Raw genomic sequence first — 24,425 nt, forward strand, 5'->3', positions numbered from 1 at the left:
GTTGAGTCCTCAGTTGAAGCGCATCTCGCGAACGTCGTCCGCCACTGTTATTTTCCCGGCTGTTTTCGCCACGATCTCGTCGATACTCACCCCCGGAGCGTATTCCCTAAGAATGAACGTGCCGTCCTTGATCTCCAGCAACGCGAGGTCGGTTAAGACCCGACGGATGCAGCCCACGCCCGTGAGAGGCAACGTGCAGCGGGGGAGTAGTTTTGATTCACCACTTTTTGAGGCGTGAGTCATCACCACTATGATGTTCTGTGCCCCGGCAACGAGATCCATTGCTCCCCCCATCCCTTTCACCATCTTCCCGGGGATCATCCATGAGGCGATATTCCCTTCGACATCCACTTCAAACGCACCCAATACGGTCAGATCGACATGACCGCCACGGATCATGGCGAATGACTGAGCCGAGTCGAAAATGGCAGCACCGATCCGTGCGGTCACCGTCTGTTTACCGGCGTTAATCATGTCGGCGTCGAGGGTACGCTCATCCGGAAATTCCCCCATTCCCAACAGACCGTTTTCCGACTGAAGCATCACATCCATTCCCGGCGGAATGTAGTTCGCCACCAGAGTAGGGATGCCGATCCCCAGGTTGACGTAGTAACCGTCGCGCAACTCGCGAGCGACGCGCATTGCCATCTGTTCACGGGTCAACATTGTCAGACTCCTTCCGCGCGCAGCGTGCGCTGTTCAATGCGTTTTTCAAACTGGCCGACAATCAGCCTGTCGACGTAAATTCCCGGGGTGTGAATGGCAGACGGAGGCAGTTCACCTGGTGGCACAATTTCTTCCACCTCCACTACGGTTATCCGGCCCGCCGTGGCCATCAGCGGATTAAAGTTTTGCGCGGTATGGCGATAGATAACGTTGCCGTACCAGTCCGCTTTCCAGCCTTTGATGAGCGCGAAATCACCCGTAATGGCCTCTTCGAGGACGTAGTGTTTACCTGCAAACTGGCGAATTTCTTTGCCTGCCGCCACGGGAGTGCCATAGCCGGTGGCGGTGTAAAATGCCGGAATACCGGCTCCACCCGCGCGTACTTTTTCTGCCAGCGTCCCCTGAGGGGTGAGTTCAATCTCCAGCTCACCGCTCAATACCTGTTGCTCAAACAATGCGTTCTCACCGACGTAAGACGCCACCACCTTGCGTACCTGCCGCGTCTCAAGCAGTATTCCGAGGCCGAAACCATCCACGCCGCAGTTGTTTGAAACCACCGTCAGATCGTTCACCTGACGGCGTCTGACTTCTGCAATCAGGTTCTCAGGGATCCCGCACAAGCCGAAACCGCCTGCCAGCAATGTCATCCCGTTCGTCAGCCCTTCCAGCGCCTGCGCATAGCTACTGACGCGTTTATCCAGTCCCGCCATCGTTATCTCTCCCGTTGTCCGCGCCGGTATCATTAGGGGCGGTGACTCATTTGTTAATTTTGAATTTGTGACCCACTCATTTGGTTTTTTTATTAATTTCCTGTTAACTAAAATTTTTCAATTAGTTAACAGGATAAAAAATGAGAATGAGTGTCAAACAGTTACGTGCGTTTTTAGCGGTAGCTCACACTCTGAATTTCGCGCACGCCAGCGAACGGTTAAATCTCTCCCAGCCGGCACTGAGCCTGACGATTAAAGGTCTTGAGGATGCGCTGGGAGGGCCGCTGCTGCAGCGGAGCACGCGTAAAGTGGCACTGACGCAGGAAGGTGAGACGTTTTTACCTATGGCGCGGCAACTGCTTGCCGACTGGGATAACGTCGAAGAGGCGATGCATCAATGTTTTACGCTACAACGTGGCAAAATCTCGGTCGCGGCCATGCCGTCGTTTGCCGCGAATGTCTTACCGGAGGTACTGAAAGCTTTTCGCGATCGCCACGCCGGGATCAACGTTACCGTGCATGATGTCATCAACGAACATGTGATTGAGATGGTTCGGGAAGGGCGAGTGGAGATGGGGATCGCGTTTGAACCAGCACCCACGCATAACCTGCTGTTTACGCCACTGGGTCTCGACAGATTTGTTGCTATTGTGCCGAAAGATTCCTCTCTGGCCAGTAAAAAACGCTTGTCATGGGAAGAGCTGCTGGCGCTGGATTTCATCACTCTGCAGCGGCCCTCAGCGGTACGTCTGATGCTGGAAGAGGAGCTGGCCCGAAGCGGCAGAAAACTGGATGTGGCGCTGGAGAGCCATCAACTGGTGACGGTAGGGCGGATGGTCGCCAGTGGACTGGGCGGCAGCGCTGTTCCGGCATTGTGCGAAACGCAGATGGCCGCGTTAGGAGCGGTCTGTATTTCACTGGATAACCCGCGTATTGAAAAATGCATTGGCGTGATCCATCCAGGGCACACGCAGCTTTCAAAAGCGGCGCGTGCCCTGCTGGAAACACTGAAGGATTTTTATCAGCCTGGCCAGGTGGGATGAAAAGGCTGATTTGAACGACGTCAGAAGCGCGTATCCACCGCCGCAGCCAGTTTATCCAGCAGCAGTTCGCTGTCTTCCCAGCTCAGGCACGGGTCGGTGATCGACTGTCCGTACACCATCTGCTGTCCGGCAACAATCTTCTGCGTGCCTTCTTTGATGAAACTTTCGGCCATAATCCCCGCGATAGCGGTTGAGCCGCTGCGGATCTGCTGACAAATTTCATCGCACACATCTAACTGGCGGCGATGCTGTTTCTGACAGTTACCGTGGCTGAAATCCACGACCAGATGTTCCGGGAGGTCGAACTCTGCCAGCGTTTCACAGGCGGCCGCAATATCTTCCGCGTGATAGTTGGGTTTCTTCCCACCACGCATAATGATATGCCCGTACGGGTTACCGCTAGTCTGGTAGATGGTCATGTGACCGCTCTTATCCGGCGACAGGAACATGTGGCTGGCACGGGCAGCACGGATCGCATCTACCGCGATACGGGTGTTGCCATCCGTCCCGTTTTTAAAGCCGACCGGACAGGAGAGGGCGGAGGCCATCTCTCGGTGGATTTGGCTTTCGGTGGTACGTGCGCCAATTGCGCCCCAACTGATGAGATCGGCGATAAACTGCCCGGTCACCATATCGAGAAATTCGGTCGCCGTTGGTACGCCCAGTTCGTTGACCTGCAGGAGCAGTTTGCGCGCCAGCTCAATACCGTGGTTCACACGGTAGCTACCGTTCAGGTCAGGATCGGAAATCAGGCCTTTCCAGCCCACCACGGTACGCGGTTTTTCAAAGTAGGTTCGCATCACGATCTCAAGGCGATGCTGGTATTTGTCCCGCAGCCCCTGAAGTCGTTTGGCGTAATCCATTGCAGCATCCAGATCGTGGATGGAACAAGGCCCAATCACCACTAGAAGACGTTTGTCTTCACCATTCAGGATTTTTTCAATGCGTCGGCGGGAAGCCGTGACATGTTCCGCAACGGTGGCGGAAACAGGATGCCGCAGCGCCAGTTCAGCCGGGGTAACCAGGCTGTCGATGCGCGCAGTGCGGAGTTCGTCGGTTTTATTCATGGAATGTCTCAGAAAATTTTTGCTTCATCGGCAGACTACCGGGAAGTGATGGGCATCACCTTAAACCAATCCCTGCTGATTTCAAGTTCGGGGCGACACTGCCCCGTGGTTGTGGGTGATGATACCTGAATCTGAGCTAATGTACTAGCATATTAGTACATACGACGATTAAGTCCCATAATATCGAGAATTTTGGTGGCAATCTCTTCGACCGAATAGTTAGTACTGTTCAGCCATGGGATCTGGTTCTTACGGTACAGCGCTTCCACTTCGGAAACTTCCATTCGACACTGACGCATTGAGGCATACCGGCTGTTCTCGCGGCGTTCTTCGCGGATCGCTGCCAGACGTTCCGGGTTGATCGTCAGACCGAACAATTTATGTTGCAGAGGCTTAAGGGCGGCAGGCAGCACCAGGTTATCCATGTCGTCAGCAATAAAGGGGTAGTTTGCGGCACGAATACCAAACTGCATCGCCAGATAGAGGCTGGTTGGCGTTTTGCCGCAGCGCGACACGCCAAGCAGGATCACCTGCGCCTGGTCAAGATTACGCAGCGAGATACCGTCGTCATGTGCCAGGGTGTAATCAATGGCAGCAATACGCGCATCATACTTGGTCAGATTGCCAGGGTTTAGCCCGTGAGTACGGTGAGCGATCGGGGTCGGGTCAAGCTTAAGCTCGCTTTGCAGCGGAGCCACCAGCGCCTGGACGATATCCTGACAGAAGCCTTCACTTTGCAGAATGATGGAGCGAATCTCGGGGATCACGATCGAGTAGAACACCAGCGGGCGGACGCCGGTCTGCTGGTAGATGGCATCAATCTGGTCCTTCACCGCTTTGGCGCGGCTCTCATTTTCGACAAACGGCAGCGTGATGCTGTTAATCGAAACGGGAAACTGCGACATCACCGCATGGCCCAGCACCTCGGCGGTGATCGCCGTACCATCAGAAATATAAAAAACGTGGCGATCGACAGCATTATCCATTTTACTCACCCTGAATATCATACCTAATTGTCTGAAAGCATAAATTAAAAAAGTAAATTACACAGCAAAGAACTTATCTTAATTATAAATGAAACAGTGTTTTTGATTTTCCTGAAAAGTGGATTTCATTTTTCAAATAGCGACTTTATTTTTGTGGTTTCTGGCTGAATATATAGGAATCATCGGGTTCGCGGGTGATGGGAAAGTATCCGAAAAGTTGAAAATTTAAATTGCTTACACGATTCACCGTTTTTTTAGCGCTAATAAATATGCCACTATAAATACGTAGTCAGGTGTTACTTACTCCGATCAAATATCACAAAAGGATTGTTTCGATGTCCAACAATGGCTCGTCACCGCTGGTGCTTTGGTATAACCAACTCGGCATGAATGATGTAGACAGAGTTGGGGGCAAAAATGCCTCCCTGGGTGAAATGATTACAAATCTGTCGGGTATGGGTGTCTCCGTACCAAACGGGTTTGCCACAACTGCCGATGCGTTTAACCTGTTTTTAGACCAGAGCGGCGTGAACCAGCGCATTTACGACCTGCTGGATAAAACGGATATTGATGACGTTACCGAGCTTGCCAAAGCCGGGTCACAAATCCGCCAGTGGATTATCGACACACCTTTCCAGCCGGAACTGGAAAAAGCCATTCACGATGCGTACAACCAGCTCTCTGCTGACGATGCGCAGGCCTCCTTTGCCGTGCGTTCTTCTGCAACCGCAGAAGATATGCCAGACGCCTCGTTTGCCGGGCAGCAGGAAACCTTCCTGAACGTGCAGGGATACGATGCCGTGCTGGTGGCGGTGAAGCACGTGTTTGCTTCCCTGTTCAACGACCGTGCCATCTCCTATCGCGTGCACCAGGGCTATGACCATCGCGGCGTAGCACTTTCTGCAGGTGTTCAGCGCATGGTGCGCTCGGACGTGGGCTCATCCGGCGTGATGTTCTCCATTGATACTGAATCCGGCTTCGACCAGGTGGTGTTTATCACCTCCGCGTGGGGGCTGGGTGAGATGGTGGTTCAGGGGGCGGTCAACCCTGATGAATTCTATGTCCACAAACCAACGCTGGCTGCTGGCCGCCCGGCGGTGGTGCGCCGCACCATGGGCTCGAAAAAAATCCGCATGATCTATGCCCCAACCCAGGAGCATGGCAAGCAGGTTAAGATTGAAGATGTACCGCAGGAGCAGCGTGACCGCTTCTCCCTGACCGATGCTGAAGTTCAGGAACTGGCGAAGCAGGCGGTACAGATTGAAAAACACTACGGTCGTCCAATGGATATCGAATGGGCGAAAGACGGGAACACCGGCAAGCTGTTTATCGTCCAGGCGCGTCCGGAAACCGTCCGCTCTCGCGGTCAGGTCATGGAGCGTTATACGCTGCACGCGCAGGGTAAAATCGTTGCGGAAGGTCGTGCTATCGGTCACCGCATCGGTGCTGGTCCGGTCAAAGTGATCCACGACATCAGCGAGATGAACCGTATTGAGCCAGGCGACGTGCTGGTGACTGACATGACCGACCCGGACTGGGAACCGATCATGAAGAAAGCCGCGGCTATTGTTACAAACCGTGGCGGTCGTACCTGTCACGCGGCGATCATTGCCCGCGAACTGGGTATTCCTGCGGTTGTCGGTTGCGGTGATGCCACTGAGCGCATGAAAGACGGACAGAATGTGACTGTCTCCTGCGCCGAAGGCGATACCGGCTACGTGTATGCCGATATCCTCGACTTCAGCGTGAAAAGTTCCAGTGTTGAAACCATGCCGGACCTGCCGCTGAAGATCATGATGAACGTTGGTAACCCGGACCGCGCGTTTGACTTCGCCTGCCTGCCGAACGAAGGTGTGGGCCTGGCGCGTCTCGAATTTATCATCAACCGTATGATCGGCGTTCACCCGCGTGCACTGCTGGAGTTTGATGATCAGGACCCGAAACTGCAGAACGAAATCCGCGAGATGATGAAAGGCTACGACTCACCGAAAGAGTTCTACGTCGGCCGTCTGACCGAAGGGATTGCCACCCTGGGTGCCGCCTTCTACCCGAAACGCGTGATTGTGCGTCTGTCTGACTTTAAGTCTAACGAATACGCCAACCTGGTGGGCGGCGAGCGCTATGAGCCGGAAGAAGAGAACCCAATGCTGGGCTTCCGTGGGGCTGGACGTTACGTGTCCGACAGCTTCCGCGACTGCTTCGCACTGGAGTGTGAAGCGGTGAAACGCGTGCGCAACGACATGGGACTGACCAACGTCGAAATCATGATCCCGTTTGTGCGTACTGTGGATCAGGCGAAAGCCGTTGTGGACGAGCTGGCGCGTCAGGGGCTGAAGCGCGGCGAGAACGGGCTGAAGATCATCATGATGTGTGAAATCCCGTCCAACGCCCTGCTGGCCGAGCAGTTCCTGGAACACTTCGACGGTTTCTCAATCGGCTCGAACGACATGACACAGCTGACGCTGGGTCTGGATCGTGACTCCGGTGTGGTTTCTGAGCTGTTCGATGAGCGTAACGAGGCGGTGAAAGCGCTGCTGTCGATGTCCATTCGTGCGGCGAAGAAACAGGGTAAATACGTTGGGATTTGTGGTCAGGGCCCATCCGACCATGAAGACTTTGCCGCATGGCTGATGGAAGAGGGGATTGATAGTCTGTCCCTGAACCCGGACACCGTGGTGCAAACCTGGCTGAGCCTGGCAGAACTGAACAAGTAACACCACCATAACCCGAAAAGGCGAGGAGATTATTCCTCGCCTTTTTTATTTCCCCTCTTATTTGCTCCCCATCACAAATAAAGTAAAAAACCAAATATCATAATTTGTCTGTTAATTTAGACAATTGTTAGCGCGCAAACCGTTGCTAATACTTGAGCCTTACTGCGCATTTCCCTTACGAAGATGCGCAACTGGTTGAAATACGTTTTAACCTGATAAAAAGGCAAATAACAATGACACTTTCCTCTGTATTGCGTACCAAAGATAAAATAGGTTACGGCTTAGGCGATATGGCCAGTGCGCTGGTCTGGCAAACGGCAACGTTATTTCTTGCTTATTTCTATACGGACGTTTTTGGGTTGCCCGCCGCGATTATGGGCACCATGTTTTTAGTGGTACGCGTGGTCGATGCGTTTGTTGACCCGTGCATTGGTGCACTGGTCGACCGTACGCAAACGCGTCATGGTCGTTTCCGTCCCTGGTTGCTGTGGTTCGCCATTCCGTTTGGCGTGAGCTGCCTCATCACCTTCTATGTTCCGGACGTGGGACCTACGGCGAAAATTGCGTATGCCTGCGTGACCTACGCGATCTTAAGCCTGATTTATTCCGCGATTAACGTACCTTACTGCGCCATGCCCGGCGCGCTGACGTTGGATCCGCGCGAGCGTCACTCTCTGCAGTCATGGCGTTTTGGCCTGTCGTTTATCGGTGGGTTGATTGTCACGGTTATTGCCCTGCCGCTGGTCTCATTGTTAGGACAGGGCAATGTGCAGAAAGGCTATTTCTATGCCATGAGCCTGATGGGGTTACTCGGGATTGTGCTGTTCTTCTGCTGCTTCCTGATGACTCGCGAGCGTTATTCTCCGCGCAATGATACCTCCGGCTCCATGCTCACCGATTTAAAACTGCTGGCCGGAAACAGCCAGTGGCGTATTGTGTTCGTGTTTAATATTTTGCTGTTAACGGCGGTGGTGACGCGCGGTTCCGCCACCATGTATTACGTCAACTATGTGCTGCTGCGTCCGGAGCTGGTTTTTGCCTTTATTGTTTCCGGGATGGTGGCCTCCTTAAGCGGCGCATTATTATCCGAACGGCTGTTGGGCAAATTTGACCGCGTCCGGGCCTACCAGTGGACGATTATTTCCTTCGTCATCTTCGGCGCGCTGATTTTCTTCCTTCCCCCTTCGCAGGTCTGGCTGATCTTTGGTCTCAATATTGTCTTTAGCTTTGTGCAAAACCTCACCACGCCGCTCCAGTGGACTATGTTCTCCGATGTGGTCGACTACGAAGAGCACCGCAGCGGACGTCGCCTGGATGGTCTGGTCTTCTCTACTGCGCTGTTTGCCATCAAATCTGGCCTGGCACTGGGCGGGGCGGTTGTTGGCTGGGTGCTGGGCATGGTGGATTACGCCCCGGGACAGGCAACTCAGGCACCGCACGTTCTCTCTACCATTAATGCACTGTTCACCCTTATCCCTTGCGCGTTGTTCCTCTGCATGGTTGCGCTTCTTGCTATTTACAAACTTAACAGCCGGCTGGTGGATTCCATTGCCCGGGAGCTGGCCAGCAAACGTGAGATGAGACCTGACCCGGGGCAACTCAGCCCGGCAACCCCTTCCGCAATACAGGAGTAAAACATGACAGCTATCTATAAGGACGCGGGACGTCCCGTGCACGAGCGCGTCGCCGACTTACTGGCACGTATGACCCCGGAAGAGAAGTTCGCTCAGATGCATGCATACTGGTTGATCCTCGATGAAAACGGTAACCATCGTGAGCGCAGCGATCTGAGTGACGAATTCTCCGGGGTGAGTGAACAGGCTTCGCTCAGTGAACGGCTAAAACTGGGCGTCGGGCAGATCACGCGTCCGCTGGGTACCCATATTGTTGATGCACAAACCGGCGTGCGCGCCGCTAACCGCCTGCAGCGGATGATGATGGAAGAGACGCGTCTCGGCATTCCGGCGCTGTTCCATGAGGAGTGTCTGGTGGGGTTGTTGTGCAAAGAGGCCACGCTGTTCCCGTCGTCGCTGAATTACGGATCAACCTGGGACCCGGACCTGGTGCAGCGAGCAGCAGAAAAGATTGGCAAAGAGGCGCGGTCTGTGGGCTGCCAGCAGGGGCTGGCGCCGGTGCTGGATGTCTCTCGCGATGTCCGTTGGGGGCGTACTGAAGAGACCTTTGGCGAAGATCCCTGGCTGGTGGGCGTGATGGCCACTGCCTACGTGAAAGGCTTACAGGGCGATAAACGCGATCTGCTGGCGACCCTGAAACATTATGTGGGTCACTCGTTCAGCGAAGGTGCACGCAACCATGCGCCGGTACATCTTGGCTTTAGCGAGCTTAATGATACCTTCCTGTTACCGTTTGAAATGGCGGTGAAGCTGGCTAATGCCGGTTCCGTGATGCCAGCCTACCACGATATTGATAATCAACCTGGCCACAGCGACCACTTCCTGCTCACTACTGTGTTGCGCGAACAGTGGGGATTCGACGGGATAATCGTGGCGGATTACGGTGGTGTAAGCCTTCTGCATCAGCATCATGGCGTCTCACATGATGCGACAGAATCTGCCGCACTGGCCTTCAACGCCGGGCTTGATATCGAACTGCCGAAAGACGACTGCGCGCGCCATCTGGCAGAAGCCGTTGAGCGTGGACTGATCTCCATGGCCAAAGTCGATGAAATCGTGGGCCGCTTACTGACTGAAAAATTCCGTCTGGGTCTGTTTGAAAAACCGTATGCCGATGAACATGGCATTGATCTGCAGAATGATGTCACCCGCCAGGTCGCGCGGGATGTGGCGACCCGTTCGCTGACACTGCTTGAGAATAACGGCATTTTGCCTCTGGGTGGTAAACCCCGCGTGGCGGTGGTGGGGCCGACAGCAGACGACCCGCTGGCGTTGCTCAGCGGCTACAGTTTCCCGGTGCATTTGATCATCAGCGATATGGTGGAAGAGACCTCGCAGGTCACGACCCCGCGTGCGGCGCTGGAGCATTATCTCGGTGCCTCGCAGGTTCGCTACGCCAAAGGGTGTCACATCATCGAAAAACGGATGGCCGGTGCGCCAGTCTTCCCGGGCGACAGCGGCGGTAAACCGATGCAGCAGTCGCCGGTTTCTCAATGTACTGATTTGATCCCCGAGGCTGTGAACGTTGCGCAAGAGAGTGATGTGGTAGTGGCTTGCGTTGGCGACCTCGCCGGATTGTTCCAGAGCGGCACGGTAGGGGAAGGGTCTGATACCGATTCTCTGAATCTGCCGGGTGTGCAGCAGCAACTTCTGGAGGCGCTGGTAGCCACCGGCAAACCGGTGATTGTCGTGATGACCGGAGGGCGACCATACAACCTTCAGGGACTGGAAGACAAAGTAGCGGCGTTCATGATGGCCTGGGCTCCAGGGCAGGAAGGGGGCTGGGCGATTGCGGACGTACTGACAGGGCGTGCGGAACCGCAAGGGCGTCTGGTGTTGAGTGTACCGAAAAGTGCCGGGGCAATGCCGTATTACTACAATCACAAGCTCAAAAGCGGCGGTACACCGTTTGCGTTCCATTTCGGGTCTCGTTATCCGTTTGGTTTCGGCCTTGGCTGGACGCAGTTTAACTGGGGAACGGCGCATGTGACCGGATCCCACGTGCCGGTCGACGGTGAGGTAGCACTGAGTGTGGACATCACCAATGTCGGAGAACGCAGTGGCAGCGAGGTGGTGCAGGTTTACGTCAGGGATAAGGTTGCCACGCAGGTACGGCTACTTCAGGAGCTGAAGGCATTCCAGCGCGTCACGCTCTCGCCGGGCGAAACCGCCACGCTCACCTTTATGCTGCCAGTTGAGATGTTCAACTTCACCCGTCGGGACGGAAAACGCATTGTTGAGCCGGGTGAGTTTGAACTGCAAATTGGCGCATCGTCGACGGATATCCGCGAGGTGGTGACGGTTCATGTGACAGGTGAAACGCGGGTGCTGCCTGCGGAGTGGCGGATGCTCAGTAGCTGTCAGGTTAAGCGCGCGTAGTCAGGACAAAAAAAAGCCCATCGTGGGAGATGGGCAAAGACTACACACAGCAATTCGTTGTTTCACTCAGGGGATTTCCATGCTTATAAACCAAGGTGTTGATTTATAACCGTGTGCTAATACTAGGCATTGTGTTATTTAGCGTCGATCAGATTCGTCTCAATAGTTAAAGAGACGTAAAGATTTCTTGAGGTTAGCAGCAGATTTAGTGCAGGGAAGGTGGGTCTGACCAGTGCTTAATGAATAAATTGTTTAGCATTGCTTAAGTATTAAAGGTGCCGGGTAAGCATAACTTACCCGGCACTGCGGTTATTGACTGTTCTTATCTTCCAGCTCTTCCAGCTCATTCAGGATGAGGTCCGGGTCAGTACCCGGTGGCGGCACTTCATGCACCCAGGCGGAGAACAGACGCCATGTCACGGCGAGAAGCACAGGGCCAATAAACAGGCCAATCATGCCAAAGGCAATCAATCCACCAATAACGCCCGAGAGGATCAGGATCAGCGGCAGGTCAGCACCCATGCGGATGAGTATTGGACGAATGACGTTGTCCATCGTGCCAACCACGCAGCTCCACACCAGCAGAACCGTTCCCCACGTGGTATCACCTGTCCAGTAAAGCCAGATGATGCTGGGGACCAGTACCAGCAACGGTCCCAGTTGCGCAAGACAGGTCATCAACATCACAACGGTAAAGACGGTAGCGTACGGCACGCCGGAAATTGCCAGACCGATACCACCCAGTATCGCCTGCACCAGCGCCGTTACCACAACGCCAAGCGCAACAGCGCGCACTGCCTGTGCAGCCAGCAGTACCGCAGCGTCACCCCGTTTGCCCGCCAGACGGGTAGCAAAATGACGAACACCCAAAGCAACTTGCTCACCACGCCAGTAGAGCAGGGCACTGAAGACGAGCATCAGGGTACAGTGCATCATAAAGCGACCGATATGCGCCGCCTGTCCCACAAACCAGGTGGTGGTGGTACCAATATAAGGACGCACTTTCGCCATCAACGCGCTGCCGCCCATCTCCAGCAGGCTATGCCAGCCGCTATAGAGTTTGGCACCCACCACGGGAATACTGTTTAGCCAGGCGAGATCCGGTAACGTCAGGTCACCACTGGTAATGGCTCGAATTATCGGACCACTGGAATCCACCAGGCTATTCACCAGTAAAGCAATGGGAATAATAAACAGCAGGAACAACAAGAGTGTCATAACCAGCACGGCTAACCCGCGGCGGCCAAACAGCAGTTTCTGCAAACGCAACAGTAAAGGCCACGTGGCAACGACAACGGTCGCAGCCCAGGCGAAGCCGAGAATAAAGGGTTGAACAATCCACAGACACGCAATAATCATGAGAGCCAGGAACAGCACCGACAGCAAGACTTGCGCAACATCCCTGGGCTGGCGAAGATTGACCATATTTGAAACTTCCTTTAATGAACACCAGCGTGGCTGGCGGGAACGGAAAACCGCGTCTCTCTAATCATTAGTGATTTCGGCGATTTTTGACAGGCGGATTTTGCCCGTAATTCTACGAAGCACATAAGAAAAAAATGTGATAAAACTTTCCAGACACAACGCAAACGATTTCAAATTACTCTAATTAGGGTCGACAGTCATGATCCCACAGATTTCTCAGGCACCTGGCGTCGTTCAGCTGGTGCTTAATTTTTTGCAGGCACTGGAGCAACAGGGTTTTACAGGTGATACCGCCACGAACTATGCCGACAAGCTGACGATGGCGACTGATAACAGTATCTACCAGCTTCTTCCCGATGCTGTTGTTTTCCCTCGTTCAACGGCCGATGTCGCGCTTATCGCCCGGCTGGCAACGCAGGAGCGTTTTGCTTCACTGGTCTTTACCCCGCGTGGCGGTGGCACCGGAACCAATGGTCAGGCGCTGAACCAGGGCATCATTGTTGATATGTCCCGCTATATGAACCGCATTATTGAGATCAACCCTGAAGAGGGGTGGGTGCGGGTCGAGGCAGGCGTTATCAAAGATCAGTTGAATCAGTATCTCAAGCCGTACGGCTACTTTTTTGCCCCTGAGCTATCCACCAGCAACCGCGCGACCCTGGGTGGGATGATCAACACGGATGCCTCCGGTCAGGGCTCGCTGGTGTACGGCAAAACGTCCGATCATGTCATGGGTGTACGTGCGGTCCTGCTGGGTGGCGATATCCTCGATACCCAGCCTATGCCGGTTGCACTGGCGGAGACGCTGGGCAAAGACAATACCGCAAGCGGGCGCATTTATCGTACCGTGCTAGAGCGCTGCCGCGAAAACCGTCAGTTGATCCTCGATAAATTCCCCAAACTGAACCGCTTCCTGACCGGGTACGATCTGCGTCATGTGTTTAACGATGATCTGACCCAGTTTGATTTAACCCGCATACTGACCGGCTCCGAGGGTACGCTGGCGTTTATTACCGAGGCGCGGCTGGATATCACCCGGTTGCCGAAGGTACGTCGCCTGGTGAACGTCAAATATGACTCTTTCGACTCTGCGCTGCGTAATGCACCTTTTATGGTTGAAGCACAAGCGCTGTCGGTAGAAACCGTCGACTCCAAAGTGTTGAACCTGGCCCGGGAAGATATCGTCTGGCACTCCGTCAGTGAGCTGATTACCGATGTGCCAGATAAAGAAATGCTTGGCCTTAATATCGTTGAATTTGCCGGCGATGATGCGGCGCTTATTGAAAACCAGGTGACGACACTCTGTCAGCGTCTGGATGAACTGATAGCGCAGGGTGAAGGTGGGGTAATTGGCTGGCAGCTCTGTAATGATCTGGCCGGCATTGAACGCATCTACGCGATGCGTAAAAAAGCCGTGGGGCTACTTGGCAACGCGAAAGGGGCGGCTAAACCCATTCCGTTTGCTGAAGACACTTGTGTTCCGCCTGAACATCTGGCGGATTATATCGTTGAGTTTCGCGCCCTTCTGGATAGCCATGGGCTGAGCTATGGCATGTTTGGCCATGTGGATGCCGGGGTGTTGCATGTACGGCCGGCACTGGATATGTGCGACCCGCAGCAGGAGATCCTGATGAAACAGATCTCCGATGACGTCGTTGCGTTAACCGCGAAATATGGCGGCCTGCTGTGGGGCGAGCACGGTAAAGGCTTCCGCGCTGAGTACAGTCCGGCATTTTTCGGCGAGCAACTCTATGCGGAGTTGCGCAAAGTTAAAGCGGCTTTTGACCCGGATAACCGTCTCAATCCGGGGAAAATCTGTCCGCCTGAAGGTGTTGATGCGCCGATGCTGCGGGTGGATGCCGTTAAACGCGGCACCTATGACCGACAGATCCCAATCGCGGTCCGCTCCTCATGGCGCGGCGCGATGGAGTGCAACGGCAACGGCCTGTGCTTTAACTTCGATGCGAAAAGCCCGATGTGTCCGTCGATGAAAATCACCAGTAACCGTATCCATTCTCCGAAAGGGCGCGCGACGCTGGTTCGCGAATGGCTGCGTCTGCTGGCCGACCGTGGGGTTGATCCGCTCAAGCTTGAGCAGGAGCTACCGGAAAAACGTGCCAGCCTGCGTTCGCTGATTGAACGTACCCGCAACAGCTGGCATGCCAGCAAGGGCGAGTATGATTTCTCCCATGAGGTGAAAGAGGCGATGTCTGGCTGTCTGGCCTGCAAAGCCTGCTCAACCCAATGCCCGATTAAGATAGATGTGCCGGAGTTCCGTTCGCGTTTTCTGCAGCTTTATCACACCCGATACCTGCGTCCGGTACGTGACCATCTGGTGGCGACAGTTGAAAGTTATGCGCCGCTGATGGCGCGTGCGCCAAAGACCTTTAACTTCTTTATTAATCAACCACTGGTGCGCAAGCTCTCCGAAAAACATATCGGAATGGTCGATCTGCCGCTGCTGTCGGTACCGTCGCTGCAACGGCAGCTTGTCGGGCACCGCTCAGCGAACATGACCCTTGAACAGCTTGAGGCGTTAACCCCTGAGCAAAAAGCGAATGTGGTGCTGGTGGTGCAGGATCCATTCACCAGTTACTACGATGCGCAAGTGGTCGCGGATTTCATCCGCTTGTCAGAGAAGCTGGGTTATCAGCCAGTGGTTCTGCCGTTCTCTCCGAACGGTAAGGCGCAGCACATTAAAGGTTTCCTGACGCGCTTTGCGAAGACCGCGCAGAAAACCTCTGATTTCTTAAACCGAGTGGCGCAACTGGGTATACCGATGGTTGGCGTCGATCCGGCGCTGGTGCTGTGCTATCGCGATGAATACAAGCAGACGCTGGGCGATAAACGTGGTGATTTCCACGTCATGCTGGTGCACGAGTGGCTGCCGATGGCCCTGGAGGATAAGGCTGTTCAGGATGTCAGCGGTGAACCGTGGTATCTGTTCGGTCACTGCACGGAAGTCACCGCGCTGCCGGGTGCCCCTGCCCAGTGGGCCTCTGTCTTTGCCCGATTCGGCGCGAAGCTGGAGAGCGTCAATGTGGGCTGCTGCGGTATGGCTGGAACCTACGGACACGAAGTGAAAAATCACGCGAACTCGCTCGGTATCTACGAGTTGTCCTGGCATCAGGCGATGCAGCGTTTGCCGCGAAACCGCTGCCTGGCGACGGGCTACTCCTGTCGCAGCCAGGTGAAACGAGTAGAAGGTAACGGGGTACGCCACCCATTGCAGGCTTTACTGGAGATAATTGGATGATCTGGAAACGTGCCGTGACGCTGCAGGCGCTCAACGCCATGGGCGAGGGGAATATGGTGGGGCTGCTGGACATCCAGTTCACCCGCATTGGCGACGATGAGATCGAGGCAACAATGCCTGTCGATCACCGTACTCATCAGCCGTTTGGTTTATTGCACGGCGGCGCATCTGTCGTGCTGGCTGAAACGCTGGGCTCAGTGGCAGGGTATCTCTGTACCGAAGGGGAGCAGAAGGTCGTCGGGCTGGAGGTGAATGCTAACCATATTCGCTCGGTGCGTAGCGGTCGTGTGCGCGGTGTTTGCCGCGCGCTGCATGCCGGAAGCCGCCATCAGGTGTGGCAAATTGATATTGTCGATGAGCAGGATCGGTTGTGCTGCTCGTCGCGTCTAACGACAGCGGTTGTGTAAAGTTTTCAGATGTTTTGCCTTTGGTCAAAAGTTAGCCACTGCGTTGTGATATAGTGGTCAGGTTTTGTACATAAGCGAGGACATCATGGATACTGAAATAACCCCAACACAGCTGGCAATTGAATATTTACGTCGCGATAAGAGCAACCTGTCTCCGGCGCAGTATCTGAAAAAGCTGAAACAGCTTGAGCTGGAATTTACAGATTTGCTGGCGCTCTCTTCGAATGAACTGAAAGAAGAGATCTACTTTGCCTGGCGGTTGGGCGTTCACGTCCATTGAGTGTATGTAAATGAAAAGGCCGCGATTGCGGCCTTTTTTGTACCCGGAATTCAGTATCTGGCGGGGAGTTTATTGATTCTAATGAGCCTGCCTTCTTCTATTTCGATAAATCCGCCTGTTTTCAGGTCGGCAAGAATGCGCATCACACCACTGCGGGAAAGCTGGGTTTTATCACGAATGTAGCGTTCGGCGGTTATTCCCAGGCGATAAGTATCGTCTTCATTCATCAACAGAAAAAGCTGCTGGCGAATCATCTCATACGCTGTAGGCGCACCCTTTGTCATGATGGTGTTATAGAGCCGGCTGTACATAAACATCAGATGGTTGGATAACAGACCCCACAATGCCTTTTCCTGAATAATGGTATTGAGCTGTTCTGTGGACAACGTGCCAATGGTGCAGGGGCTAACTGTTTTCAGGTAGTCGTCAAAAAAAAGGTCATTAAGGTTAGCCACACCAAAAACCGCCGGACTTTTTGCCGTGGAAAGCATCAAGTTGTCGCTTCGTCGATAAATTGCCACGGTACCTTCCAGAATCAAATAACAGATTCCCCGGCCATTGATCATAAGATCCAGGTGCTCGCCTCGACCGGTATTACGTATGGTAGACCAGGGTTGTAAGTGCGTAATAAGCTCTTGCGCATAAGGAGAACCACGATGTGGTTTTTCTGTGGTGGACATAACCCAAACCCGAAAGAATCAACTTTCTGATTATAGCGTTACTCCTGAACGCTGGCACTTCTGGGATCAGTATTTACGCGGTAAATGGCGAATATCAATCAGCACGCCTCTTTCCATCGTGATGTACTTTCCGGTACGCAGTTCTGCCAGTATTCGCATGATCCCACTTCTCGAAAGATAGGTTCGACTTTTTATATAGGCGGCGGCAGTGATGTTCAGCCGCACAGCTTCCGGTTCTTGCATCAACTCAACAAGCTGAAAGCGGATGATGTCATAGGCTGACATCTGCGAGATCTGGGCGCAATGTTCATAAACCCTGGATGCGGTATAGATTAGCAGGTGAGAAAAGTGCTCCCACAGATTTTGCCGGGCAACCACGTGGTTAAAACAATCCAGCGAAACACTGGCCATTTTAGAGGTTTCCAGTGCCCTGACATAGAGGTGCTCTGACGAAAATTGGCTACTGACACCGAGAATGAAAGGTGCTGACTCGGAATTTAAAATAATGCCGTCTCCCCGCCGGTGCAGTGCAACGCTGCCATGAGTCAGCAAGAAGCATTGACGAGAGTCATTGCGATAATATTGTACGACCTCACCTTTTGAAAGAATGATTTTTTCTGCATCAGGAAGCATGTTTTCGATTAATTTTTCTATATGCCTTAGAGGTTTTAATTTTATTACTGCGTTTTTTCCCTCACTTGTTATTGCTGAAAGTCGTGTGTTCATTGCTTACCTCGCCTCAACTAATGCAGGTTTTTTGATTAACTTAAAGAATTATCTTAAAAAAAAGCACTTCAGGGAATGTGACTAAGAGGTCTAATAATAGACGCAGTAGATGTTGCGTCATAACTATATGAAATTAAATGTTATATGTTCGCGGTCTAAAAATAGACTGAAAATTTGTGCTTTAGGATTTGCCTGAGTGGTTTGTTTGTTTTTTGTTAAATCAGAATCTACAGATAGACCTCAAAATTTATTGTCTGCTGAAAAAGAGTTGTATAAATTTTGATTTGTCATAAGGGGCTAAGAAATGTATAGCACCCAGTACAGTGAATGTTATATACCGTCGTTTTCCGACGGTGAATAAAAATCAGGGAAGGGCACAATTTATGTGCTGTTGTCTGAATGTCAGTAATAAATAAAGTGATGCAGGTATAGTATTATGAAAAATAAAATGATTACAGCAATGTTGGCGGTAAGTTCAGCTTTTACAATGACACATGCTTTGGCTGCCGCGGGTACTGTTAACTTTAACGGCAATATTCTGGATTCTGCCTGCGATGTTGATGTGGCATCACAGAATCAGGTCGTGGTATTGGGGGATTATTATAAAACTGAGTTTCCAACCACGGGGGCAAAAACTGCGGCGACACAGTTCAATATTATTTTGAAAAACTGCCCGGTTACAGTCACTAACGCCAAAGTACGTTTTGATGGCACACCAGATGCAACCAATGCCAGCCTTCTGGCGATTGACTCCTCGGTTGCAGGCGCGGCGACGGGGGTGGCGATCAACCTGATGACAGCGGATAAAGCGGATCTGCCACTGCACGGCAGCAATAGCTATAACTATGTGCTGAGCAGTACTGCCGATAACACGTTAAATTTCTACGCGCAGTATATTTCAACTGCGGCAGCTGTAACCGCGGGTCCGGCTAACTCAGTTGCCAACTTTTCTGTGATTTATAACTAATCCCTTCGCAGTACTCAGTATGGGGCTGTCCCGGCCCCTTTGTGTGGTGAGATATAAAATGCATATTATCAAAACAACCGGGTTGATCGTGGCACTGTTACCGCTGACGTTTTCAATAGCTAATGCCGGAGTCATTATTGGCGGTACACGTATTATTTTTGACGGTACGAAGAAAGAAGCTTCAGTGAGCATAGAAAATCCTGATAGTACCCCTTTTTTAATACAATCCTGGATTGATACACCTGAAGGAGTTTCTGGTAAAGCACCTTTTATCATTACACCACCGCTTTATCGCCTGGATGGCGGACTGAAAAATATTGAACGAATTGTCATGACCGGTTCGCTCTCTCAGGAACAGGAGAGTTTGTTCTGGCTAAATATCAAAGCGATTCCCTCTGCCACGAAGCAGATGAACTCTTTACAAATTGCTGTGAAAACGCGCATAAAATTGATTTATCGTCCTGAGGGACTTCGCGCGTCAACACCAGAGGAACAAGCCAATAAATTATCCTGGCAACGAGCCGGGAATGAAATTCAGGTCAGGAATCCAACGCGCTATATTATCAATTTCAATGAAATTTCCGTAGGTGGAAGAAAACTTGAAGATGTGTCGTATGTATTACCCGGTGCTTCCACCCGGTTTCAGCTACCGGACGGGGCTGGTGGTAATACGGTCACCTTTAAAGTTATCAATGACTATGGCAGTCCTGGTGTGTTGCATCAGGCCAGTTTGTAATTTTTACAACAGGTAATACCCGAATTAATCTGGTTACTTTCAATGATTGTTCAACATAATGAAGCTCGCTGTGTCTGCCTGGTGATATTTATTACCATGGTATTTACGGGTTCATCGTCAGCGCTTTATGCAAATGAAACGTTTAATACTGAACTGGTTGAGCTGGATAACCCCGGAATGGGAAAGGCAGATTTATCTGCCTTTGAATCCGGAACTCAGGCTTCGGGAACATACCATGTTGACATTATTCTTGATGATCAGTTTATGGAAACACGGGATATTACCTTTGCAACAGTGAAGACCGAAAGTGGTAATAATGTATTGCAACCCTGCCTGAGCATAGAACAATTAAAACGGTGGGGCGTGAAAACGGCACTTTTCCCTCTGCTTGCCTCAGCAAAAAGTGAATGTGCCATGCTTCAGGCTATTCCGCAGGCCAGTACGGATTTTCAGTTTGGTGCACAGCGCCTGGTTATCAGTATTCCTCAGTCCGCCATTGATCTTCCGGCGCGTGGTTATGTGCCACCGGAAATGTGGGACGAGGGCATTAATGCCGCCATGCTCAATTACAGCTTTAGTGGAGCAAACACATGGGCGAGATGGCGTGAGGGGGCTAATAGTGATAGCCAATATGCCAACCTGCGCCCCGGGATCAACATCGGGCCGTGGAGGTTTCGAAATTACACCACCTGGTCCCGGGATGACTCAGGTCAGAATAAATGGGACACCGTTTATTCTTATGTGCAACGGGCCGTGATTCCGCTGAAAGGGCAACTCACTATCGGGGACAGTTCCACGTCAGCTGACGTGTTCGACAGTATTCCTTTTCGCGGGGCGCAGTTGGCATCGGATGATGACATGCTGCCAGATTCTCTGAAGGGATATGCACCTGTGGTGCGTGGTATTGCCCGCACTCATGCGCAGGTAGTGGTGCGCCAGAATGGCTATCAGATCTACCAGACCTACGTTGCCCCTGGCACCTTTGAGATCGCGGATATGTACCCAACCGGAGGCGCAGGCGATCTCGATGTGACGATCAAAGAGGCCGACGGTAGTGAACAACATTTCACGCTACCGTATGCCTCATTGCCAGTACTGCAGCGGGAGGGGCGTCTGAAATATGCCCTCACCGGGGGGCAGTATCGTTCCTTTAACAGTAGCGTCGAGAAAACCCCTTTCGGGCAACTCACCGCTATTTATGGCCTCCCGCATGGTCTCACTCTCTACGGCGGGTTGCAGGCGTCGAGTCAGTATCAGGCGATTGCCTTTGGGATGGGTAAAAACATGGGGGATTTAGGGGCTCTCTCGGCAGATATCACCCAGGGCTGGTCCACGCCGGATAAAACGGCAAAAACAGAGGGGCAGTCCTTGCGCGCGCGATACAGCAAGAATGTTGTCGATACCGGTACGAACTTTTCGATTGCGGGATACCGCTATTCAACCCGCGGTTACTACGGGATGCAGGAAGTACTGGACTCTTACGGGGACAGCAGTGCCCTGCAGGACAGACGACGTAATCGAATGGAGTTGACCATGAGTCAGACGCTGGGAGGGAGTCTGGGTTCTCTGACCTTAAGTGCGGTACGTGAAAATTACTGGAATTCTGGTAAGTCGATGGATTCCTGGAGCATCGGATATAGCAACTACTGGCACAACATCAGCTACGGCGTAACCTGGACGTACAGCAAAAATGCGAGTTCAGCGGCCTACGGAAGTGATAGCAGCAAAACCTATGACCGGGACCAGCTATTGGCATTTAACGTCAACGTGCCGCTGGATAAATTTCTGCCGCAGACGTGGGCCAACTATAACCTGAACACCAGCAGAAATAACGGTACCACGCATAACATCGGTATGAATGGCGTGGCTCTCGAAAACCGAGCCCTGAACTGGAACGTACAACAAGGGTACGGAACAAATGGGACAGGGTACACCGGCAACATGAACGGAGACTATAAAGGTACCTACGCTGAGGTGATGGCGGGCTATGGCTACGACAAGAGCAGCGAGCGCTTTAATTACGGGTTACAAGGGGGAATTATCGCGCACGCCGATGGCATCACATTTTCTCAACCCCTGGGGGAAACCAATGCGCTGATTAAAGCACCTGGTGCGCACGGTGTTGATATTCGAAATCAATCTGGCGTGCGAACGGATTATCGGGGATATACGGTGGTCAGCAACCTGGCCGTGTATCGAAAAAACGATCTCACACTCAATCCGGAAAATATGCCTGATGATGTGGAACTGGAAATTAATACACGTACGGTAACACCAACACGCGGCGCGGTGGTGAAAGCCAGCTATGTTTCCCGGATTGGGCGAAGGGTGTTAATCACGTTAACGGATAACGACCATTATGTTCCGTTCGGTGCAGTGGTCACTCTCATTGGTGAAGATAACCGCAGTGTTATTGTGGGGGATCGGGGTCAGGTCTATTTAACCGGTATGAGCGAGCAGGGGACGGTTATCGCAATCTGGGGGAATCAATCCAGTCAGCGTTGCCGGGCTGATTTCAGCCTTCCGAAGCACGAATCTTACAACGGCATAACTGAGGTTAGCGCCCTTTGTCGACAGGAACGTTAGATGAGATCGATAACTCTTTTTTTACTGTTTGGCTTACTTTCCGGAGTGAACATTTCCTGGGCCGGAACATGTACAACAATAGTGCCGCAGCTTTCAACTTTATCGGTGGGAACAATTAATGTGCAACGGGATGCGCCTGTCGGAACGGTAATTTTTTCCGGTGCAGCGACAACAACAGGTTCTTATTTGACAGGATGCACGAACCCATTAATGCTGGGTTTTAGCATGCGATATAATAATGCCACGCTCAGTAACTACGGAAATCATGTTTACAATACAAATATCAGCGGCATCGGTATTCGGTTTTCTTCGAATGCTTATTTTGAAAACCCGAGTAATACGTTTTCTTATAATGCGCAGACATCATACGTGGACTGGTATGGCGGTCGAATTGAGTTGGTTGTTACCGGCCCTGTGTCGTCAGGTGCTTTAGCGCCTGGTGTGATAGGTGTGGTGACAATTCAGGGAAGTGATGGTGTTTACCGCGACGGACTGCCGACTCAGCTTACCAGTGGCACCATTAATTCGCTTGCATGCACGATTAACACACCTCAGATGACATTTGCTATTGGTGATGTACCTGCTTCAGCATTCAATGGTGGTGTGGGGACGACGCCAGCAGGTGCACAAAATACACAAAATCTCGGGCTAAACTGCAGCGCCGGAGCCAACATCAATGTCTCGCTAAGCGGAATACAGAATCCGGATAGTGCAAATACCAGTGTTATGGCCTTAACGGGACAGGGGAATACCGGTACGGCAAAAGGTGTAGGTGTACAGCTGTTATATAACGGCGCGCCACTGGTCATGAATAGTCGTCTTTTATTGAAGCAATCTGCGGGGGGGCAAGAAACGCTCCCGTTAACCGCTCGTTATTATCAAACGCTAACGAATGTTGAATCGGGCTCGGCCAATGCCTCCGCCACACTTAATTTGACCTATCAGTAGCAGGTAAGTTAATGAACACGTTGAACAAAATAATACTTTTTCTTGCCTTAGCCAGTGGCGAGGTTTTTTCCGCCGATGTTGTTAATATTGGTGTGACGGGAAATATTGTGGCATCTCCCTGTGTCTTTAATGGTGGAAATTCGAGCCTGGGTATTAACCTTGGCAATATTCAGGCATCAAATATGGTAACGCCGGGGTCAACATCTGATCCGGTTTCATTCAGCCTGCTGTTCAGCAATTGTCCGTTGGGGACTCGTCGCGTTACTGTTACGTTCAATGGAAACCCTGACCCGGTTGCGGGTGCAGACTACTACATGAACAGCGGCTCTGCCACGAACATTGCTGTCGCCATGAGCGACGTAGAAACCGATACCCTTAAGGGAACAGGCTCCAGTGTGGCGCAAAATATTGCGGCAGACAGGACGGCAACGATAGCTATGAATGCGTGGGTCAAATCTGTTTCAGGCGGCGCGACGCCTGGAAGTATCAATGCCGCCGTCATCATGACTATGCAATACAATTAAGTAGTCAGACATTTTGAAAAACAATGTAAGAGTTGATTATCAAAGGCGCCCCATTTTTACAGCGGAATAAGTTATGTTGAATATTATTATTAAAGATTCTGATGTGCTGTTTCAATATGGGTTGCAGGTCATCCTCGCTGATTTATTTCAGCATGGGTTCAGAGAACAGGTTCAGTTTACGAACCAGTTCACATATGACAGCGTCAGTGTTGCGGATATTATCGTGCTCTCGTTGTGCGCAGGTGAGATGTTTACCTGTATTCCAGTGTTACGGTCACGTAAGAAAAGCATCGTGATAGGTCTGATTGATGATGAATTTCGCAATAAGACAACACTGTCATGTTTATCGGGTATTATTCTTATCTCACGACGAGCCTCGCTTGCTACGGTAAGAGAAAACCTTTTTATCGCCTGGTATAAGACAATGCAACCTGGTTATTTATGGAATCAAAACTCTTGTTTAGACTGCCATCATAAAAAACTCTCGTCTCAGCAGATTCGAATTATGATGGAATTATATAAGGGACTTTCTTTTACACAGATTGCACAGGTATTGAACATTAGCGAGAAGACAGTGTTTACCCATAAATATATGATTATGCAAAAATTCGATATTAGAAATGATTATGAACTCATATCACTTCTACACAGACTGGCAGAAAATAGTTCAGCATGAACAATTATATTGCCG

The 24,425-nt window shown here is 51.9% G+C and carries 20 protein-coding genes and 1 other RNA gene; 13 read left to right on the plus strand and 8 right to left on the minus strand.

All coding sequences use genetic code 11. From position 1 onward, the window contains the following. Positions 1 to 9: 9 nt before the first annotated feature. Positions 10 to 666 (minus strand): CoA transferase subunit B, encoded by a 657-nt coding sequence (locus HED65_RS16640; protein WP_114979401.1) that lies wholly within the window; start codon positions 664 to 666, stop codon positions 10 to 12. A 2-nt stretch (positions 667 to 668) separates the two neighbouring features. After that, entirely contained in the window at positions 669 to 1,376 is a 708-nt protein-coding gene (locus HED65_RS16645; protein ID WP_114979402.1) for a CoA transferase subunit A, read from the minus strand. Between the two features lie 140 nt (positions 1,377 to 1,516). Between HED65_RS16645 and HED65_RS16650 the strand changes: the two genes are divergently transcribed. Beyond that, positions 1,517 to 2,419, plus strand: a complete 903-nt coding sequence (locus tag HED65_RS16650; RefSeq protein ID WP_168112403.1) for a LysR family transcriptional regulator — start codon at positions 1,517 to 1,519, stop codon at positions 2,417 to 2,419. Positions 2,420 to 2,439: 20 nt separating this feature from the next. On the opposite strand, the gene aroH is transcribed toward HED65_RS16650, so the two are convergent. Then, positions 2,440 to 3,486, minus strand: coding sequence for a 3-deoxy-7-phosphoheptulonate synthase AroH (aroH, locus tag HED65_RS16655; protein WP_114979404.1), 1,047 nt, complete (start codon positions 3,484 to 3,486; stop codon positions 2,440 to 2,442). Between the two features lie 152 nt (positions 3,487 to 3,638). Then, positions 3,639 to 4,472, minus strand: coding sequence for a posphoenolpyruvate synthetase regulatory kinase/phosphorylase PpsR (gene ppsR, locus HED65_RS16660; protein WP_028017244.1), 834 nt, complete (start codon positions 4,470 to 4,472; stop codon positions 3,639 to 3,641). Between the two features lie 335 nt (positions 4,473 to 4,807). On the opposite strand from ppsR, the gene ppsA reads away from it, so the two are divergent. The 3 genes from ppsA to HED65_RS16675 all read left to right on the plus strand — a co-directional run bounded on the left by ppsA (position 4,808) and on the right by HED65_RS16675 (position 11,199). After that, positions 4,808 to 7,186: a phosphoenolpyruvate synthase gene (gene ppsA / locus HED65_RS16665; RefSeq protein WP_114979405.1), complete on the plus strand. Its 2,379-nt coding sequence runs from the start codon at positions 4,808 to 4,810 to the stop codon at positions 7,184 to 7,186. A gap of 233 nt (positions 7,187 to 7,419) precedes the next feature. Then, complete coding sequence (locus HED65_RS16670; RefSeq protein ID WP_114979406.1) at positions 7,420 to 8,820, plus strand: MFS transporter; 1,401 nt, start codon at positions 7,420 to 7,422, stop codon at positions 8,818 to 8,820. Positions 8,821 to 8,823: 3 nt separating this feature from the next. After that, on the plus strand, positions 8,824 to 11,199 hold the full coding sequence (locus tag HED65_RS16675; protein ID WP_114979407.1) for a glycoside hydrolase family 3 N-terminal domain-containing protein: 2,376 nt from the start codon (positions 8,824 to 8,826) through the stop codon (positions 11,197 to 11,199). Between the two features lie 5 nt (positions 11,200 to 11,204). Here the strand turns inward: HED65_RS16675 and rprA are convergent. After that, positions 11,205 to 11,312: antisense sRNA RprA (gene rprA / locus HED65_RS16680), an RNA gene on the minus strand. A gap of 196 nt (positions 11,313 to 11,508) precedes the next feature. Beyond that, on the minus strand, positions 11,509 to 12,624 hold the full coding sequence (ydiK, locus tag HED65_RS16685; RefSeq protein ID WP_114979408.1) for an AI-2E family transporter YdiK: 1,116 nt from the start codon (positions 12,622 to 12,624) through the stop codon (positions 11,509 to 11,511). A 199-nt stretch (positions 12,625 to 12,823) separates the two neighbouring features. Between ydiK and ydiJ the strand changes: the two genes are divergently transcribed. The 3 genes from ydiJ to HED65_RS16700 all read left to right on the plus strand — a co-directional run bounded on the left by ydiJ (position 12,824) and on the right by HED65_RS16700 (position 16,567). After that, positions 12,824 to 15,880, plus strand: a complete 3,057-nt coding sequence (gene ydiJ, locus HED65_RS16690; RefSeq protein WP_114979409.1) for a D-2-hydroxyglutarate dehydrogenase YdiJ — start codon at positions 12,824 to 12,826, stop codon at positions 15,878 to 15,880. After that, entirely contained in the window at positions 15,877 to 16,287 is a 411-nt protein-coding gene (menI, locus tag HED65_RS16695; protein ID WP_114979410.1) for a 1,4-dihydroxy-2-naphthoyl-CoA hydrolase, read from the plus strand. Before ydiJ ends, menI begins: the two co-directional genes overlap by 4 nt. An 85-nt stretch (positions 16,288 to 16,372) precedes the next feature. Further along, entirely contained in the window at positions 16,373 to 16,567 is a 195-nt protein-coding gene (locus tag HED65_RS16700) for a YdiH family protein (RefSeq protein ID WP_003857766.1), read from the plus strand. A gap of 50 nt (positions 16,568 to 16,617) precedes the next feature. Here the strand turns inward: HED65_RS16700 and HED65_RS16705 are convergent, their stop codons facing one another. Next, positions 16,618 to 17,247 carry a helix-turn-helix domain-containing protein gene (locus tag HED65_RS16705; RefSeq protein ID WP_114979411.1) on the minus strand — a complete coding sequence of 210 codons (630 nt, stop codon included), beginning with the start codon at positions 17,245 to 17,247 and terminating at the stop codon, positions 16,618 to 16,620. A 66-nt stretch (positions 17,248 to 17,313) separates the two neighbouring features. After that, positions 17,314 to 17,973 carry a winged helix-turn-helix transcriptional regulator gene (locus HED65_RS16710; protein WP_114979412.1) on the minus strand — a complete coding sequence of 220 codons (660 nt, stop codon included), beginning with the start codon at positions 17,971 to 17,973 and terminating at the stop codon, positions 17,314 to 17,316. 436 nt (positions 17,974 to 18,409) lie between these two features. On the opposite strand from HED65_RS16710, the gene HED65_RS16715 reads away from it, so the two are divergent. The 6 genes from HED65_RS16715 (at position 18,410) to HED65_RS16740 (ending at position 24,410) form a co-directional block, all read left to right on the plus strand. Beyond that, complete coding sequence (locus tag HED65_RS16715; RefSeq protein ID WP_114979413.1) at positions 18,410 to 18,940, plus strand: fimbrial protein; 531 nt, start codon at positions 18,410 to 18,412, stop codon at positions 18,938 to 18,940. A gap of 58 nt (positions 18,941 to 18,998) precedes the next feature. After that, positions 18,999 to 19,676 (plus strand): fimbrial biogenesis chaperone, encoded by a 678-nt coding sequence (locus HED65_RS16720; protein ID WP_114979414.1) that lies wholly within the window; start codon positions 18,999 to 19,001, stop codon positions 19,674 to 19,676. A gap of 96 nt (positions 19,677 to 19,772) precedes the next feature. Further along, positions 19,773 to 22,262: a fimbria/pilus outer membrane usher protein gene (locus HED65_RS16725; protein ID WP_411266782.1), complete on the plus strand. Its 2,490-nt coding sequence runs from the start codon at positions 19,773 to 19,775 to the stop codon at positions 22,260 to 22,262. After that, a complete protein-coding gene (locus HED65_RS16730; RefSeq protein ID WP_114979416.1) occupies positions 22,263 to 23,210 on the plus strand; it encodes a fimbrial protein in 948 nt (315 codons plus the stop codon). An 11-nt stretch (positions 23,211 to 23,221) separates the two neighbouring features. Beyond that, entirely contained in the window at positions 23,222 to 23,734 is a 513-nt protein-coding gene (locus HED65_RS16735) for a fimbrial protein (RefSeq protein WP_114979417.1), read from the plus strand. A 73-nt stretch (positions 23,735 to 23,807) separates the two neighbouring features. Further along, entirely contained in the window at positions 23,808 to 24,410 is a 603-nt protein-coding gene (locus HED65_RS16740; RefSeq protein WP_114979418.1) for a helix-turn-helix transcriptional regulator, read from the plus strand. Positions 24,411 to 24,425: the final 15 nt, after the last annotated feature.

Origin of the sequence: Pantoea sp. LS15 (assembly GCF_012241585.1) — a bacterium.
Taxonomy (GTDB): domain Bacteria; phylum Pseudomonadota; class Gammaproteobacteria; order Enterobacterales; family Enterobacteriaceae; genus Enterobacter.